Origin of the sequence: Streptomyces sp. NBC_01260, from assembly GCF_036226405.1 — a bacterium.
GTDB lineage: Bacteria > Actinomycetota > Actinomycetes > Streptomycetales > Streptomycetaceae > Streptomyces > Streptomyces laculatispora.
The window spans coordinates 8,105,427-8,121,744 of the sequence record NZ_CP108464.1 but is presented as its reverse complement, the minus strand read 5'-3'; the positions used below and the strand labels follow the sequence as shown (position 1 = coordinate 8,121,744).

Sequence of the window (16,318 nt, the reverse complement as noted above, 5' to 3'; positions counted from 1 at the left end):
GGGGCGTCAGGTCTTGAGGATCTGGGCCGAGTCGCCGAGCGAGCTGCCGGCGATCAGTCCGGCGCCCACCAGGTTGAGTTCCTCGTCGGCCGCGGGGCCGCGCAGCTTGCGGTAGCCGACCCTGATGACGAGGGCGCCGAGGACCAGCCAGCAGGCCTGCGGGGTGAGGATGAGCAGGCCGGTGGCGAGCATGACGCCCATCTGCCGGCGGGTGCCGCCTATCAGCTGGATGGCGGCGCCGGGGATGGCCCAGAGCAGCATGGTGCGGACCGCGTCCGGGTCGCTGAGCCCGCTCTTGATGGTGTCGGCGTACACCTTGGCGACGGGCGGGATGAGGCCCTGCCCGAAGTACGAGCGCCAGGCGAGGGCGACGACGGCGAGGGCGACCGCGAAACCGATGAGGGCGGCCAGGAACTGCTGGCGGCGGCCCTCCCGCTCGAAGGGATCCCAGGGGCGGTGCTCGCGCCGCAGCAGCCAGCCGGCCTTGAGGTCGTAGCCCATGTCGGCGAAGGCCGGGCCGGTGGCGGAGACGTACCCCACCAGGAGGGCGAGCGGCACCGACGGGATTCCTATGGCGAGGCCGAGGATGAGGAAGATCAGCGTGACGGCGAAGGACGGGAACCAGCCGGACTGCATGGCGGCGAGGCCGACGATCAGTTCGTGCACCAGCGCGGCGAAGGCGGCGAACAGTACCCAGCCGACGATGCCGAGCGGGCTCATTTCGCCGATCAGCCCGCCGAGCACGGCGAGGACCACGGCGCCCCCGGTGAAGAGCGCGTAGCCGCGGATCAGGGAGAGCCGCAGTGCGCGTTCGTCGACGGTGTACGCGGTGCTCGGGTCCGTCTGCTCGACGGGTGCGGTGCTCGGGGAGTCCGCGGCGGCCGCGGTTCGTTTGCGGTCTGCGGCGGCCGCGGTTCGTTTGCGGTCGCGACGGCTGAGCAGCAGGTGCACGGCCTGGCCGAGTGCCACGATGCCTGCTCCGACCATGACGCCGTGCGGGATGTAGCCGGCGCCCAGATCGGTGTGGAAGAGGTCCGGGCCGTACTGGCGCAGCATCAGTCCGATGCCGAACATCATCAGCGCCCAGACGTTGCCCAGGAAGGCGACCCCGGCGGCGGAGAGCGGCAGGCTGAAGAGTGTTCCGGCGAGGCCGACCGCGGTGCCGCCCGCGAGGATCAGGGCCCGGCGTCCTCCCCGGTCGCCGGCCTTGATGGTCTCGGCGGCCGCGGTGCCGGGCGGCCAGGCGGCGTCGGCGGGCAGCAGCCGGGAGCCGAAGGCGCGGTAGAGCACCCAGGCGTCCACGACGAGCCCGATGAACGCGCCCGCGAGCATCGGCCAGACCAGGTCCGTGCGCCCGAAGACGTACGGCACGGCGACGGATGTCAGCAGGGCGTTCGCGGAGGCGAAGGTCGCGGCGGAGATCGCGCTCTGGGCGAGGTTCTGCCGGTGCACGGACCGCATCCGGCGCAGGAAGCCCAGAGGGATGCGGCCGATGAGCATGGCGACGAGTGCGCCGACGACCGAGGTGTTGGCGGAGATGCCCAGCTTGGAGACCAGGTCGATGCCGATGACGGCTCCCACGGCGGAGAGCACCACCAGGATCACCAGCAGCACGGGTTCCATGACCCTGGGGTGCGACCGGGGCTCGTCGGGGGCGGACGACGGCGGGGCAGGGTGCGGCGCAAAGACGTGGTGCGCCATGGGGCACCCCCTTCGGTTTGCAGGGCTGGGAGGGATGTTCGGATCTCCGCGGCAGGGCGGAGCCGGGGGCGCGCGGCGGTACGGGAGGCCGCGGCCCGGGTGGTGCCGGGGCTGGTTCAGCCGCCGAGGGCCGCGGTGATCTCCGCCGCTCCGGCGCGTACCAGCGTCACGAGGGTGTCGGCGGCCCGGTCCACGCGGTGGGACGGGCCGATGACGGTGAGGGAGGCGGGGACGCCGTCGCCCTGGAAGACGGGGGCGGAGACCGCGGTGACGGCCTCGTCGTACTCTCCGTGGGTGATGGAGTAACCGTCGGCACGGACCTGTGCGTAGCAGGTGAGCAGGGCGTCCAGGTCGGTGATGGTGCGGTCATTGAAGCGCGTCAGCCCGTTGGCGCCGAACATCTGCCGGATCTCGCGTTCGGGGTGGTACGCGAAGATGGTGTGACCGGACGCTCCGGCGTGACCGGGCATGACGGCGCCGATGATCGCCGTGTAACGGACGGGTCCGGTGCCGTCGACGGCGGCTTCGCAACGGTAGCTGCCGCCGTGCGGGACGTTGAGGACGATGCTCTCGCCGGTCTCGCGGAGCAGCCGGGCGAGTATCGGCCTGGAGATCGAGGACAGCACTCCGCTGTGTTCGCTGACCCTGGCCAGCCGGGACAGCGCCGGTCCGGGGCGGTAGCGGCGGCTGTTCTCGTCGCAGAGCAGGAAGCCGCGCGCGCTCAGGGTGGTGAGCAGTCGCTGGACGACGGCCTTGTCCCAGCCGTGGTGGCGGGCCAGTTCACTGACGCCCCATTCGGGCCGCTGTTCGGTGAACGTCAGCAGGACGAGCAGGGCCCGGTCGACGGTCTGCAGCACTCCCGGGGCCTGCTGTCCGTCGAGGGCCGGGGTGGTGGTGTCCGTGCCGCGCTCAGCCATGGGCCGGGCCTCCTTCGTCCACTTCGTCCATCTGTCGGTGCGGAAATCGCAACGACGTTGCGATTTCTGGCGAAAGGATGCTGCCACGCCCAGCGGGTGTCAAGGGTTTGCCGGAAATTCGCCGCGCCGCGGGAACGGCCTGCTCAGGGGCGGTTACGGAAGGCGGCACACCGGTGGCACGCCGGGCGGGCCACAACCGCTCGGCGGTCACCCGATTGGCCTAACCCGGCTGTACGGCCCGCATCGGCATCGCACGGGGCCTGCGCCCACACGGCGGGTGTACGGCACCCCACCCCCCCGGCCGGGAAGTTGCAGCGTCCATCCGGGTGAGGCGCGATGGAATCCGGACGCGCCTCACCTGCTGGACCCACCCACAGGACGCGCCCGGGCTAGGAGGAATCGGTCATGGGAGCCGCTGACGGTTTCACGGATTCCGGAGAGCTCGACGGCCTGACGGTGTACGACACCGCGGGCGAGAAGATCGGCAACGTGGGGCGGGTGTATGTCGACGACAACACCGGCCGACCGGACTGGATCACGGTGAAGACCGGCCTGTTCGGTATGAAGGAGAGCTTCGTGCCTCTCGCCGGAGCCCGTCGCGTGGGCTCCGACCTGCACATCTCTCATCCGAAGGACCGCGTCAAGGAAGCGCCCCGGGTGGACGCGGACGCTCACCTCTCCGTCTCCGAGGAAGAGGAGCTCTACCGGCACTACGGCCTGAGCAAGAACACCGGCGGCAAGCTCACCGGGCGTACCGGGACCGCCGGCACGGCCGGTGCGCCGACCACGTCCGGGACCGGCACCATGGGCGCGGCCGGAGCGGGCGCGGCCGCCGGGGCAGGAGCCGGGGCCATGGGCGCCAACGCCTCCGCCACGCGCAAGGCGACGGCCGGCACCACCGGCGCCGCAGCGGGCGCCGGCACGGGCAAACACCGGGACACCGAGACCTCCGGCACGGCCCGGCCGCTGGTCGGAGCCGGAGCGGGCTCCGAACGGTCCGCGTCCACCGACCTGGGCGGCAAGGAGGAACTCATCCGCTCCGAGGAGCAGCTGCGCATCGGCACCGAGGAGTACGAGAGCGGCAGGGCGCGCCTGCACAAGTACGTCGTCACCGAGAACGTCACCAGGACCGTGCCGGTGATGCACGAAGAGGTACGCGTGGTGCGCGAGCCGCTCCAGCCCGGCGACAAGGCGGCAGGGCACGGGAACATCAACGAGCAGGATGTGGAGGTCACCCTGCATGCCGAGCGCGCCACGATGCGGAAGGAGACCGTGCCGGTCGAGCGGGTGCGGATGGAAACGAAGAAGGTGACCGAACAGAAGGAAGTCTCCGCGGAACTGCGCAAGGAGCAGATCGACTACGCGGACGGCCTGACCAAGGACGGCAAGGACATAGGCGGCAAGGACATGGGCGGCGAGTTCGGTCAGGGACGGCGCCGCTGAACCCCGCGCACCGCGCCGGACCAGCCGTACCGGACAGGAGCGAGGGGCGGACCCGCACCACGGGGTCCGCCCTCTCGTGCCGCTGCCTGACCCCTCGGGTCAGGGCCGCCCCGGACAAAAACGCACCGAGGGCCGCCCCTGGGGGCCGTCGGGTGTCACGACGGCCCTGACCCGGTAGACCTCGGCGATGAGCTCCTGGGTGATCACCTCGGCCGGGGACCCGCCCGCGACCACCCGGCCCCCGTTCATCACCACGATCCGGTCGCAGAACATCGCGGCCAGATTGAGGTCGTGCAGCGCGATGACAGCCGTCAGCGGCAGCGAGGTGACCAGGGACAGCAGTTCCAGCTGGTGCTGGACGTCCAGGTGGTTCGTCGGTTCGTCCAGCAGCAGTTCGCGCGGCTGCTGGGCCAGCGCGCGGGCGATCTGGACCCGCTGGCGCTCGCCGCCCGAGAGGGTGTGCCAGGACTGGTCCCGGCGGCCGGTGAGACCGGTCCGCTCCAGCGCCTCGCCCACCGCGGCCTCGTCCGCCGCTGTCGCCGCCGACCAGGCGCGTCGGTGCGGGATGCGGCCGAGGCGTACGACGTCCACGACGCTCAGCTCGACCTGGGTGAGGGAGTGCTGGTCCACCACCGCGACCCTCCGGGCCACCGTGCGGCGGCCGATCCTGGCCAGCGGGTCGTCGTCGAGGGTGACCGTGCCGGCGTCCGGGGCGAGTACTCCGGCCAGTATCCGCAGCAGGGTCGACTTGCCCGAGCCGTTCGGGCCGATCAGCCCGACGGTGGCACCGGGCGGCGAAGTCAGTGAGACCCCGTCCAGGATGAGACGGCCGCCCGCCTCCCGGCTGACTCTGTCGGCCCGCAGCCCGCTGCGGGCGGGCGGGGTCACGCGGACCGCCGGGTGCGGTAGAGGACGAGGACGAAGGCCGGCACCCCGATCAGGGCGGTGACGACGCCCACCGGAACCTCCTGCGGATCGAGGACGGTGCGCGCGAGGGTGTCGACCCAGACCAGGAAAACGGCCCCGGCCAGCGCGGTGACCGGCAGCAGTCTGCGATGCCCGGAACCGGTGAGCGCACGGGCCGCGTGCGGCAGCACCAGGCCGACGAAGCCGATGGCACCGGCCGAGCTGACCAGTGCGGCGGTCAGCAGCGCGGTTGTGCAGAGCAGCACGATCCGGGTGCGCCCGACATGGACACCCAGGGTGGCGGCCGCGTCCTGGCCGAAGGCGAAGGCATCGAGCGTACGGGCATGGCCCAGGCAGATCAGCAGCGTCACGGCCAGCACGGCGGAGCAGGTCCACACATCGGTCCAGCCGACGCCGCCGAGTGAACCCAGAAGCCAGAACAGCACCCCGCGGGTCTGCTCGGCGTCGGCGGCGGTCATCACGACGAAGGAGGTGAGCGCGGAGAACAGCTGCATGGCCGCGACCCCGGACAGGACCACCCGGTCGGTGCTGCCGCCGAGGGTGTGGCTGAGCAGCAGGACCAGCGCGAAGGAGCACAGCGCCCCGATGAACGCACCGGCCGACAGGGACACCGCTCCCCCGCCGACCCCGAGGACGACGACCACGACCGCGCCGGTCGACGCCCCGGAGGAGACACCGAGGACGAACGGGTCGGCGAGCGGGTTGCGCAGCAGCGACTGCATGACGGTGCCGCAGACCGCGAGCCCGGCACCGCAGACGGCGGCGAGCAGCGTCCTGGGCATGCGCAGGTTCCAGATGATGCCGTCCCGGATCGGGCTGAGCGGCGACTCCCCGAGCCCGAGGTGGGCCGCGACCGTGTCCCGGACGTCGTTGACGGAGATCCTGGCCGGACCGATGGTGACGGCCACCGCGACGGACAGGACGAGCAGCAGGAGCCCGCCGGCCCACAGGAGTCCGCTGCGGATGCCCCGGATGCCGGGACGCCCGCCCTCACCGGCATGGGTGAGCGCGCGCTCACTCACCTTCGCGGCCTGTTCGGTGTCCGTCACCCCGCGAGCCCGAACGTACGCAGCCCGGCGGCGACGCGCTCCACGCCCTCGACCGTACGGATCGACGGGTTCATGGCCTGGCCGCTGAGCAGCACGTAGCGCTTGTGCCGTACGGCGTCCATGTTCTTCGTGGCGGGGTTGGACTCCAGGAACGCGATCTTCCGCGAGGCGCTCTCGGCGGTCTCCGACTTGCGGGTCAGATCGCCGATGACCAGCACGTCCGGGTTGCGGTCGGCGACCGTCTCCCAGTTGATCTGCGGCCATTCCTCATGGGTGTCGTCGAAGACGTTCTTCGCGCCGAGCTCACCGGTGATGACGCCGGGTGCTCCGCAACAGCCCGCCAGGTACGGGGACTCGGAGTTGGCGAACCAGTACATCAGGGTGGCGCCGGAGGCGTCGACGCCGTCGGTGGCCTTGCGCACCCGGGCACGCAGCTCCGCCACGAGCTTCTCGCCCCGCTCCGGGACACCGAACACCTGGGCAAGGTCGCGTACTTCACGGTAGACGCTGTCCATGGTCAGCGCTCCGGTCCGGACCCCGTCGCCGTCCTTGCTGTTGTCCTTGGCGGTGCAGTCGGCGGGCGAGACGTAGGTGGGGACGCCCAGCTTCTCGAACTGCTCGCGTGGGGCGACGCCGCCCTTGGCGAGCGTCGACTCGAAGGACGCGCTGACGAAGTCGGGCTCCTGGTCCAGGACCTTCTCCGAGGAGGGACGGTTCTCGGAGATCCTCGGGACGCCGGCGTTGGCCTTCTCCAGGCCCTTCATCACCGGGTCGGTCCAGGTGGCGGTGGCGGCCAGCCGGTCGGCGAGGCCGAGCGAGAGCAGGATCTCGGTGGACCCCTGGTCGACCGGGACGGCACGGCGCGGGGCCGCCTCCACGGTGACGGTGCGCCCGCAGTTCTTCAGGGTCACCGGATAGCCGTCGGCCCCGGTGGACTTGGCTGCGGAGCTGTCCCCGCCACCACCACAGGCTGTCAGCAGGACTGTCCCCGCCATGAGCAGGGCGGCGGAGCGGGCGTGGCCGGCTATGGGCGGCACGAAGTACCTCGGCGTCTCTGGGCCCATGCGCGGGGCCCGGTGTACGGAGTTCCGCGACCCGGTGCCGGACCGCGGGTGCCAGCAGGTCTTCGGACTCGGGTTCGTACGGTCGGGACGCCTTCCCGGGAACCCATGGGTCTCCCAGTGGCTGTTGGCCCCGCCCGTCCCCCTCACCGCTGCGCGTCAGTTCCGGATTCGCACCGGATTCCCTGACCCCTACGTGGAGTTCGACTGGCCCAGGCACGCTACCACGAGCCTCTGCGCAGCTCAGCGGCGGTGCGGCCGGTGGAATGGGCGGGCCCCCGCCTGTTCCACCGGCCCGGTCGCTATGGGCGCAGGAGCGCGACCACGGCGTTGTGTCCACCGAATCCGAACGAGTGGCTGACGGCACGCCGGACGGGCAGCGCCAGCGGCTGCTTGATGACGCAGTCGATGTCGAACCCGGGCGCGGGCGCGTCCAGGTTGGCGACCGGCGGGATGATTCCGCGCTGGAGTGTGAGGATCGTCAGCCCCGCCTCGATCGCTCCGGCCGCGCCCATGCAGTGGCCCAGTACGCCCTTGGGCGCGGTGACGGGCGGCCGGTGCGGGAAGACCCGGCCGATGAGGGCGGCTTCGGCCGCGTCGTTGCGCGGGGTGGCCGTACCGTGCGCGTTGATGTGTTCGACGTCCGCGGCGTGCCAGCCCGCGTCGCGCAGCGCGGCCTCGACGGCGGCCTGGGCGACCCGGCCGTCGGGGTGCGGGCTGGTGGGGTGGTGGGCGTCGGTGGTGGCGCCGGTGCCCGCGAGCAGCGCGCGCGGCTCGGCGCCCCGGGCCTCGGCGTCGGCGGCGCGCTCCAGCACCATGACGGCGGCGCCCTCGCCCATGACGAGCCCGGCCCGGTCGGCCGAGAAGGGCCGGCTGAGCCGGGACAGGTCCCCGTCCGCGCGGGCGGCCGCGCCGGATCTGGCGAATCCGGTCATGGCGATCGGGAAGAGGGTCGATTCGGTGGCTCCCGCGATCGCCAGGTCGCACTGCCCGGTGACGAGCAGGTCCCGGGCCACGGACAGTGCGGTGATCCCGGACGAGCAGGCGGTGCAGGGCGCCAGGCTGGGGCCCGTGGCGCCCATCTCGATCGCGATCTCGGCCGCGGGCATGTTCGGGATGGTGAGCAGGATCCCGGACGGCGAGGTCGCCTCGGGCCCGCGCCGTTCCAGCACCAGTGCCTGATCGGTGAGACCGGCGGAGCCGCCGCTGCTGGTACCGACGACGACCGCGACCCGGCTGCCGTCCCAGCCTCCCGGGTCGACTCCCGCGTCGGCGACCGCCTCCCGTGCGGCGAGTACGGCGAATTTGGCGTACCTGCCCATGCGGTAGGCCGTGCGGCGGCCGATCGCGGCGTCCAGGTCGATGCCGTCGACCGTGCAGGCGAAGTCGATCGCGCACCCTGCGAGTGCGGGGACGGTGCGGGCCGGGCTGACCCCGGCGCACACACCGTCCCAGGTGGACTCGGTGTCGTTGCCGACCGGGGTGATCATTCCCAGACCGGTGACGGCGATGGCCGGCGTCGTCATCGGGCGTTGCCCACCGGTGCCTGGCCGCCGGCCGACGCCCGGAGGAACTCCGTGAGCCCGGCGAGGCTGGTGTCCCTGTGCAGGGTGCCCGGGTCCAGCTCGACGCCGACGGCCTCCCTCATGACGACGGCGAACTCGGCGACTGCCAGGGAGTCCATGTCCAGGCTGTCCATCGTGGATTCCGGGAGAATCTCGGCCACGGGCACCCTGAAGGTACGGCTGAGTACCTCGGTGATCGTGGGGTGAATCGCGCTCATGGTCTTCCTCTCCATCATGCCCGTCCGGCGGGGGTGTCCGGAGCGCTGCCTCTCACGCCCCGACGCCGAAGTAACTGAGCAGCGTCCGTCCAGTTACGCCTTGCGGCGAACCGATTCGCCTCCGCGGGGCCGCTCCCCCGGGCACCACCGCGACAACACGGCCGCGGTGCCCCAGAAGGCCAGGAGTACGACACCGACTCCGAGGCCCTGTGCCGCCGCGGCCGCACGGCGCAGCCGCACGGGTGTTCCCTGCTCCGTCCCGGCCGTCATCGATCCCCCGCGGGTACCTGCCTCTCGCCCGTGTGCCAGGACGCCTCCAGGTCGTCGTACGCCTCCGCGTAGCGGGCTCCCGCGATGGGCCAGTCGGCGAGCAGTTCCGCCGGCAGCGCGAAGGAGCCGGCGAGTTCCGGCAGGTGGACCGCGACGGCGGCGACGAGCTGCTCGGTGGCCTCCGTCAGCCCTTCGACCTGGTCGGCCGTGAGGTGACCGGCGACGAGCAGGTCCCCGCTGTTGCGTTCGACCCAGCGCAGCGCGAACAGCCGGGCCAGTTCGGTCAGCCGCTCGCGGGCAGGCCCCTCGGGCAGGCCCTCGACCGCGTCCGCGTACGCGTCGGCCGCCTGCCGGTAGGCGTGCGCCTCGACGCCTCGCAGCGCGGGCCCGGACCCCGTGTTCCACCGCTTCAGCGGGCCACCGTGCGGGGCCCGTGCCATGCGTGCGCGGGAGCGGGCGAACTGGATCCGCTCCACCTGGGCCAGGAGCCGGCCGAGGTAGCGCAGATCGTTCAGGTCGCCGTCCGGCCGGCCGGACGCGGTGCCCCACGCGTCCAATGCCTCGGGCATCGCTGAGATGACCATCTCGGCCGCCGCCTTGGCGTGGATGGCCAGGTTGTCGCCCTCGGCGGTGATGGCGCCCTCCACCGCGGTGACGAGTTCGGTCATTCCGTTGTTCTCCAGCAGTCCCTGGGCTCCGCACCGTTCCCGGCATTCGACGATCACGGACCGGGCCTGCCAGGTGATCCAGCCCTTGGCGATGTCGACCAGCTGCCCGGCCGCCGCGCGCTCCGCCGCCGGGCCGCGCACCGCGGCCTCCCAGCGGTCGAGGACCCGTCGGTGCAGCAGGCTCATCGCGAAGACGGTGGCCATGGCCCCGGCCAGCGGGCCGTGGTGGCTGCGGTGGGCCATCACCGGCAACGGCGGCAGCGCACGGCCCCCGGAGACATACCGGTGGCCGGAGTAGCGGACCGCGATGGCAAGGGTGGCCCGGGCGGAGCCGACCGCACTGGCGCTCATGCAGATGCGGCCCGTGGTGACGCGGCCGATGGAGGCGAGGAATCGGCGTCTGCGGCCGGCGGTGCCGCTGCGGAACACCCCGTCGTCGCCGACCCGCCCCTGCTGGCCGCCGAGCAGTGCCTCGCGCCCCACGAATACCTGGTCGAAGGAGGTCAGACAGTGGTCCACGGGACTGCCCAGCCGTGCCGGAAGCCTGCGGATCCGTACCCCGGGCAGGGCCTGCGACGAGTCGGTGAGCGGCACCAGCAGCAGGAAGACCCCGTGGTCGGCTCCCTCGACGAGGAGCCGGGCGGCGACGAGTCCCGACTTGGGGCCGCCGGCCCGGCTGGTGTTGGGCATGAACTTCTGCGCGCCCAGGTGCGGCGTGTGCAGCACGAATCCGTCCCGGGCACGGTCGTAGGTGGCCGTCGTCTCGACCGCGGCGGCGTCATTGCCGTGCGCCACCTCCGTACAGAGGAAGGTCCCGATGCGCCGCATCGCGAGGAAGTCCGACAGATCGCGGGACCGGTCGGCGTCGTGGTCCAGCAGACTGCCGAGGAAGAGGTTGTAGTGGATTCCCGCGACGGTGGCGAGAGTCGGGTCCACCGGGGCGAGCCATTCGTGCAGTGCGGCCAGGGCGCGCGGGTCGGCTGCCAGCCTCGCGCCGCTGTCCAGCGCGTTGTTGAGCGTGCGCAGCCGGGCGTGGGCGAGCGCGAGCCGCTCGTCGGGGGTGGGACCGGGCAGGGGGACTACCGGCCTGCGGAACGGCTCGGTGGCGATGATGCGCTGCCAGAAGCCGTGCTCCCGGCGGGCGTCCGCGCCGAGGAGCACTGCGGTGAGCCGGTCCGCGACCCGCTCCGTGCCGGCTCCGGTCACCATGGGGCTATCCATCGTAATGGTCATACGACAGGAACGATCAGGAATCAGCCAGGACACCCGAATTCTGGCATTCGCAGCCCTTTACTTCCTGTTCAGCGGGGTGCCGGGGCCCGCTGGAAGGCGAGGGCGACATTGTGGCCGCCGAATCCGAAGGAGTGGCTGAGGGCCCGCTCGACGCGCTGCCTGCGGGGTTCCTTGGTCACACAGTCGAGGCCGGACTCCGCCGGCGGGGCGTCGAGGTTGGCGATCGGCGGGACGAGGCCGTGTTCCAGGGTCAGTACGGTGGCCACCGCCTCGATCGCACCGCCCGCCGCAAGGGTGTGCCCGATGACGCCCTTCGGTGCGGTCACCGAGGGCCGGTGCGGGAAGAGCCGGGCGATCAGCGCGGATTCCATGGCGTCGTTCAGCGGGGTGGAGGTGCCATGTGCGTTGATGTGGTCCACGTCGCGGGCAGCCCAGCCCGCCCGGTCCAGTGCCGCCTCGACCGCCCGCTGAGCGCCTCGGCCGCCCGGGTCGGGGGCGGTGGGGTGGTGGGCGTCCGTGGCAGCGCCCGCACCGGCCAGCACCGCCCGCGCCCGTCCGCCACGGGCCCGGACGTCCCCGGCGCGTTCCAGTACGAGGACGGCGGCGCCCTCGCCCAGGACGAACCCGTCGCGGTCCGCGGCGAACGGCCTCGACGCGGCCGCCGGCTCGCCGGTGCGCACCGAGAGTGCGCCCATCCCCGCGAACGCGGTCACCACCAGCGGAGTCACCACGGACTCCGCACCGCCGGCCACCACAACGTCGCACTGACCGCTCGTCAGCAGGTCGCGGGCGAGAGCGAGCGCGGTGGCGCCCGACGCGCAGGCGGTGGCCGGGGCCAGACTCGGCCCGTGGGCGCGCAGGTCGATGGCGACCTCCCCGGCGGCCGCGTTCGGCATCATCATCGGCACAAGGAGCGGGGAGACCGCGAGCGGTCCGTCCGCGTCCAGCCTGCGGACGTTGTCGACGAGAACGGAAACACCGCCCACGCCGACGCCCAGCACGACGCCCACCCGGCTGCCGTCCCAGCGGTCCGGTCGGAGCCCGGCGTCCGCCACGGCACGGCGGGCGGCGACGAGCGCCATCTTCACGAACCGCGCCATCCGGAACACGGCGCGTCCGCCCACCGCCTCGTCCAGGTCCCCCGCGTCGGCCCGGCAGGCGAAGTCGACCGGCAGGCCGGCCAGTTCCTCGCAGTGCCGGGCCACACCGGTCCCGGCGCACAGCCCCGCCCAGAAGGCGTGCTCGTCAGCGCCGGCCGGGGTCACAAGCCCCAGGCCCGTCACCACAGTTGCTGCCCCGTCCCACGCCATGCCGCGGCCCTCCCGTCATCGTTCGCCCCCGCCGCCGGTCGAACGGCCGGGCCCCGGCCGAGGATGCGCCCACTGGGCCGAACGGGTCACTTCCCCGTGCGCGGGGTGGGTGCGGTCACGACGTACGAGGTCCCCGGCCCGGTGGAGAAGGCCGGGGGCTCGGGTCCCGAACGGGTCAGGAGGCGCCGGCGCCCCCGTCGTCGCCGTACCTGCGCTCGAATTTGGCGACCTGGCCCTCGGAGTCGACCACCCGGGCCTTCCCGGTGAAGAACGGGTGGCTCTCGGCGGAGATCTCCACGTCGATGACGGGGTAGCTGTTGCCGTCGTCCCAGTCGATGGTCTGCCCACTCGACGCGGTGGACCGGGTCAGAAAGGCATAGCCCGCCGAACGGTCACGGAAGACGACGGGACGGTAGGAAGGGTGCTTGTCCTGCTGCATGGCCTGCTCCTGGGGACGTGCGGGTACCGGCACGGGACACTCCCGGCCAGCCTCGCGAACCACGGCGTCCCGCGCGATCGCAGGCGTCCGTACGGGGCATCGGCGCGCGGCGCACGAGAGGCCCCACGGGACAGCCTTCAGGCCCCAAGCGCGTCGGCCACCAGGGCCAGGAACCGGGCGTGGGCCCGCGCGCTGCACACCGGCTCCGGGTTCCAGGGCACGACCCGGGCGGTGCGTTCGATCGCCGCCCACGCCGCGTTCGTCCGGAGCTCTTCGAGGGGGGTGGCGTTGACCCGGATGTCGGCGAGCACGACGGCGGGACGCAGCGCCCCGGCCTCCGCCCAGTCGGCCGTGGACCAGTTCGCACCGGGCCCGTCGGCCGGTTCCACCAGGTCGACGCCGAGCTCTGCCAGCGCCCGCAGTTCGGGCCACATGCGAGGGCGGGCCAGGTGCGCCTGCTGCTGCCCGGCCGGGGACAGGGCGAGGACCCTGGTCCGGTCCGGTCGCGCGGCGAACGTGCGCAGCCGGTCCCGGGCGGCGTCCAGTTCCTGCGCGGCCACCGCGGGCTCCTCGGCGCCCAGCGAACGGGCCAGCCGGGTGAACCGGTCACCGGTCTCCGCGAGGGTGCGCGCCTGGCCCACGTCGATGACGACGACCGGGACGTGCTCCTCCAAGTGCTTGGCCGTCTCCGGGGCGAGGCCGTAGACCTGGCCGCCGCCGTAGCTGACGGCCACCACGAGGTCGGGCTCGCCGCTCAGCAGTGTTTCCACGTCCAGGGTGGTGCCCGCGCCCGCATAGGCGACCTCGGTCAGGGGCAGCGATCCGGTCTTCGCGGTGTCGGGCACGGCCGGGTCGTCATGGCCGGAGCCGAATATTCCGACCGGCCGTATCCCGTGGTCCCACAAGGTCGCTCCGGCCTGGACGTACGCGAGCACCCGCGTCGGGCGCCGCTCGGCGGACGACCGCTGTCCGCGGTCGTCGGAGAATTGCCACACGGTCTGCTCGCTCACGTCACACGCCTCTCGCCACCGGCCGCTTCGCCCCGTTTCGGGGTCGTACACCAGTACCTGCCCAGCGATCCGGCGCGGCACCCCCGCCGCGGCGTCGTTCTACAGGTCCGCCTCGGTGCCGCGCACCAGGTAGCTGACGGGCCCTGGGTCCGGTACCGGGATCTCGGCGAAGCCGAGCCGGTCGTAGAAGGCCCTGGCCGGGGTGTTGGCCGTGAGCATGGACAGATGCACGCTCTCGACCCCCTTGGCGCGCAGGGCTGCCAGGAACGTACGCATCAGCTCTCTCCCGTACCCCCTGCGCTGCCACTCCGGAAGCAGATCGATGTGCAAGTGGGCCGGGTGGGCGGCCAGTTCGGGCAGGATCATCCGCTCCGGGTTGTGCAGGAGCGCGATCATCTCGTCGCCGGGACAGGTCGGCTCGCCGTCCGGTCGCGGGTAACGGTCCTCGACCAGAGGCAGCCAGCGCTTGCGGAACTCCGTCACGAACCGCGGTGTGTCCGCCGTCCCGAGGATGTATCCGACCGCCCGGCCCGTTCCGTCGTCGATCACGAAGGCCAGATCGGGTTCGAGGTACGCGTACGGAGCGGCGAAGATCGACGGCACCAGCTCCTGGTCCGGGTACAGGTGCCGGGAGTCGCCGCCGTTGTCGGCCGTCCGGACACAGATGCCGGCAAGGTCCGCACGGTCGTCCGGATGGTACGCGCGCAGGCCGGTTCGCGGAGTCATTGCCTCATCCTGCCGCGCTGGGAGCGCTCCCAAAAGGTGCGGGCGAGAAATTCCTCGAACACGGCCGTGTTCCGTGTCGATCCGGACGGCAGCCGTTCGTATAGAGGGTGAGAGGCCGGCACGGCGCCGGCGTACTACCCGAGGAGGCACCCCATGAAGCACTACCTGCTCAGCGTCGTCACACCGGCCGACGGCGTGCCGCCCGGCCCCGCGGAGATGGAACGGATCATGCGGAACGTCGAGGGCTTCCACCGGGAGCTCCAGCAGGCCGGGGCCTGGGTCTTCGACGGCGGGCTGAGTGCGCCGAGCACGGCCACCGTCGTGCGGGCGAAGGACGGCGGCACGGTGCTCACCGACGGGCCGTACATCGAGGGGAAGGAGTACCTCGGCGGGCTCAGCATCATCAAGGCCCCCGATCTGGACGCCGGGCTCGACTGGGGCCGCAAGGCCGCGCTGGCGATCGGGCTCCCCATCGAGGTCCGCCCGTTCGAGGGTGAACTGGAGGGCTGATGACGGGCTCGCCCGGCCGGTCCGCCCCGGACGGCGCACCGGACGAGCCGGCCGTGCCCGCCCGGGAGATCGAGCGTCTCTTCCGTGCCGAGTACGGCCGGTGCGTCGCCGTGCTCGTCGGCGCGTTCGGTGACATCGGTATCGCCGAGGAGGCGGTCCAGGAGGCGTTCACCACCGCGCTCGACCGGTGGCCGGTGACCGGGCTGCCGCCCGCACCGGCCGGCTGGATCATCACCACCGCGCGCAACCGGGCCGTCGACCGGCTGCGCCGGGAGGCCTCCCGCGCCGACCGGCACGCCCAGGCCGCACTGCTGCATGCCGGGACCGAACCGGCCGAGGAGGGACCCGTGCGCGACGACCGGCTCCGCCTGATATTCACCTGCTGCCATCCCTCGCTCTCCACCGCCGCGCAGATCGCCCTGACCCTGCGGCTGCTCGGCGGCCTCACCACCGCGGAGCTGGCACACGCCTTCCTCGTGCCGGAGCCGGCCATGGCGCAGCGGCTGGTGCGCGCGAAGGCCAAGATCCGTGACGCCCGGATCCCCTACCGGGTGCCCCGCGACGCCGATCTGCCCGAGCGGCTCCGCTCGGTGCTCGCCGTGGTGTACCTCGTCTTCAACGAGGGATACACGGCGAGTTCGGGCGAACGGCTGGTGCGCGAGGACCTCTGCGCGGAGGCCATTCGCCTGGGCCGGCTGCTGACCGCGCTGATGCCCGACGAACCGGAGGCGGTGGGGCTCCTCGCCCTCATGCTGCTCACCGAGTCGCGGCGTCCCGCGCGCTCGGGGCCCGCCGGCGAGCTGGTGCCGCTGGATGAGCAGCGGCGCGATCTGTGGGACGGAGCGCTGATCGCCGAGGGGCAGTCGCTCGTACGGCAGTGCCTGCGGCGGGACCGGCCGGGTCCGTACCAGATCCAGGCGGCGGTCAACGCCGTGCACAGCGACGCGGCGACCGCGTCCGCCACCGACTGGAGCCAGATCCTGCGGCTCTACGACCAGTTGCTCGCGGCCGCCCCGACCCCGGTGGTGGCTCTGAACCGTGCGGTCGCCCTGGCGGAGGTGGCCGGTCCGCAAGCGGCCCTCGCCCTGGTCGACCAGCTGGAGCTGGAGGGCTACCACGTGTTCCATGCCGTGCGGGCCGATCTGCTGCGCCGCCTGGGCCGCACCCGGGAGGCCGCGTCCGCCTACGACACTGCGGCGGACCTCACGCAGAACACGGCCGAGCGGGACTTCCTGCGGCGCCGCCGCCGGGCGCTGCCCGACGGCTGACCG

Annotated in this window: 15 protein-coding genes and 1 riboswitch; of the genes, 3 read left to right on the top strand and 12 right to left on the bottom strand. The window is 72.6% G+C overall.

Annotated elements, in window-relative coordinates; all coding sequences use genetic code 11:
• Nucleotides 1-6 precede the first annotated feature (6 nt).
• On the bottom strand, nt 7-1,701 hold the full coding sequence (locus OG322_RS36120) for an OPT/YSL family transporter (protein ID WP_185095602.1): 1,695 nt from the start codon (nt 1,699-1,701) through the stop codon (nt 7-9).
• 116 nt (nt 1,702-1,817) lie between these two features.
• Nucleotides 1,818-2,618, bottom strand: a complete 801-nt coding sequence (locus OG322_RS36115; RefSeq protein WP_123467094.1) for an IclR family transcriptional regulator — start codon at nt 2,616-2,618, stop codon at nt 1,818-1,820.
• Nucleotides 2,619-3,023: 405 nt separating this feature from the next.
• Between OG322_RS36115 and OG322_RS36110 the strand changes: the two genes are divergently transcribed.
• Nucleotides 3,024-4,061 (top strand): PRC and DUF2382 domain-containing protein, encoded by a 1,038-nt coding sequence (locus OG322_RS36110; RefSeq protein ID WP_123467097.1) that lies wholly within the window; start codon nt 3,024-3,026, stop codon nt 4,059-4,061.
• A gap of 99 nt (nt 4,062-4,160) precedes the next feature.
• Here the strand turns inward: OG322_RS36110 and OG322_RS36105 are convergent, their stop codons facing one another.
• From OG322_RS36105 to OG322_RS36060, 10 genes are all read right to left on the bottom strand, one after another.
• Entirely contained in the window at nt 4,161-4,949 is a 789-nt protein-coding gene (locus OG322_RS36105; protein ID WP_124286351.1) for an ABC transporter ATP-binding protein, read from the bottom strand.
• A complete protein-coding gene (locus OG322_RS36100) occupies nt 4,946-6,037 on the bottom strand; it encodes a FecCD family ABC transporter permease (protein ID WP_398912623.1) in 1,092 nt (363 codons plus the stop codon). The genes OG322_RS36105 and OG322_RS36100 overlap by 4 nt, the downstream gene beginning before the upstream one ends.
• Nucleotides 6,034-7,101 carry an ABC transporter substrate-binding protein gene (locus OG322_RS36095; RefSeq protein ID WP_185095603.1) on the bottom strand — a complete coding sequence of 356 codons (1,068 nt, stop codon included), beginning with the start codon at nt 7,099-7,101 and terminating at the stop codon, nt 6,034-6,036. The genes OG322_RS36100 and OG322_RS36095 overlap by 4 nt, the downstream gene beginning before the upstream one ends.
• 36 nt (nt 7,102-7,137) lie before the next feature.
• A riboswitch (cobalamin riboswitch) is annotated at nt 7,138-7,325 on the bottom strand.
• A 75-nt stretch (nt 7,326-7,400) separates the two neighbouring features.
• Nucleotides 7,401-8,624, bottom strand: a complete 1,224-nt coding sequence (locus tag OG322_RS36090; protein WP_123467100.1) for a beta-ketoacyl-[acyl-carrier-protein] synthase family protein — start codon at nt 8,622-8,624, stop codon at nt 7,401-7,403.
• Nucleotides 8,621-8,881 carry an acyl carrier protein gene (locus OG322_RS36085; RefSeq protein WP_123467102.1) on the bottom strand — a complete coding sequence of 87 codons (261 nt, stop codon included), beginning with the start codon at nt 8,879-8,881 and terminating at the stop codon, nt 8,621-8,623. Before OG322_RS36085 ends, OG322_RS36090 begins: the two co-directional genes overlap by 4 nt.
• A gap of 266 nt (nt 8,882-9,147) precedes the next feature.
• Entirely contained in the window at nt 9,148-11,028 is a 1,881-nt protein-coding gene (locus OG322_RS36080; protein WP_260147280.1) for an acyl-CoA dehydrogenase family protein, read from the bottom strand.
• Nucleotides 11,029-11,120: 92 nt separating this feature from the next.
• Complete coding sequence (locus OG322_RS36075) at nt 11,121-12,362, bottom strand: beta-ketoacyl-[acyl-carrier-protein] synthase family protein (protein WP_124286348.1); 1,242 nt, start codon at nt 12,360-12,362, stop codon at nt 11,121-11,123.
• Between the two features lie 175 nt (nt 12,363-12,537).
• Nucleotides 12,538-12,801, bottom strand: coding sequence for a type B 50S ribosomal protein L31 (locus tag OG322_RS36070; protein WP_123467107.1), 264 nt, complete (start codon nt 12,799-12,801; stop codon nt 12,538-12,540).
• A gap of 137 nt (nt 12,802-12,938) precedes the next feature.
• Nucleotides 12,939-13,811, bottom strand: a complete 873-nt coding sequence (locus tag OG322_RS36065) for an ABC transporter substrate-binding protein (protein WP_266412842.1) — start codon at nt 13,809-13,811, stop codon at nt 12,939-12,941.
• A gap of 99 nt (nt 13,812-13,910) precedes the next feature.
• Nucleotides 13,911-14,537: a GNAT family N-acetyltransferase gene (locus OG322_RS36060; RefSeq protein WP_124286346.1), complete on the bottom strand. Its 627-nt coding sequence runs from the start codon at nt 14,535-14,537 to the stop codon at nt 13,911-13,913.
• Between the two features lie 153 nt (nt 14,538-14,690).
• Here OG322_RS36060 and OG322_RS36055 point away from each other — a divergent pair, with 153 nt between their 5' ends.
• Entirely contained in the window at nt 14,691-15,047 is a 357-nt protein-coding gene (locus tag OG322_RS36055; protein WP_123467113.1) for a YciI family protein, read from the top strand.
• Nucleotides 15,047-16,315 carry an RNA polymerase sigma factor gene (locus OG322_RS36050; protein ID WP_123467115.1) on the top strand — a complete coding sequence of 423 codons (1,269 nt, stop codon included), beginning with the start codon at nt 15,047-15,049 and terminating at the stop codon, nt 16,313-16,315. The genes OG322_RS36055 and OG322_RS36050 overlap by 1 nt, the downstream gene beginning before the upstream one ends.
• Nucleotides 16,316-16,318 lie beyond the last annotated feature (3 nt).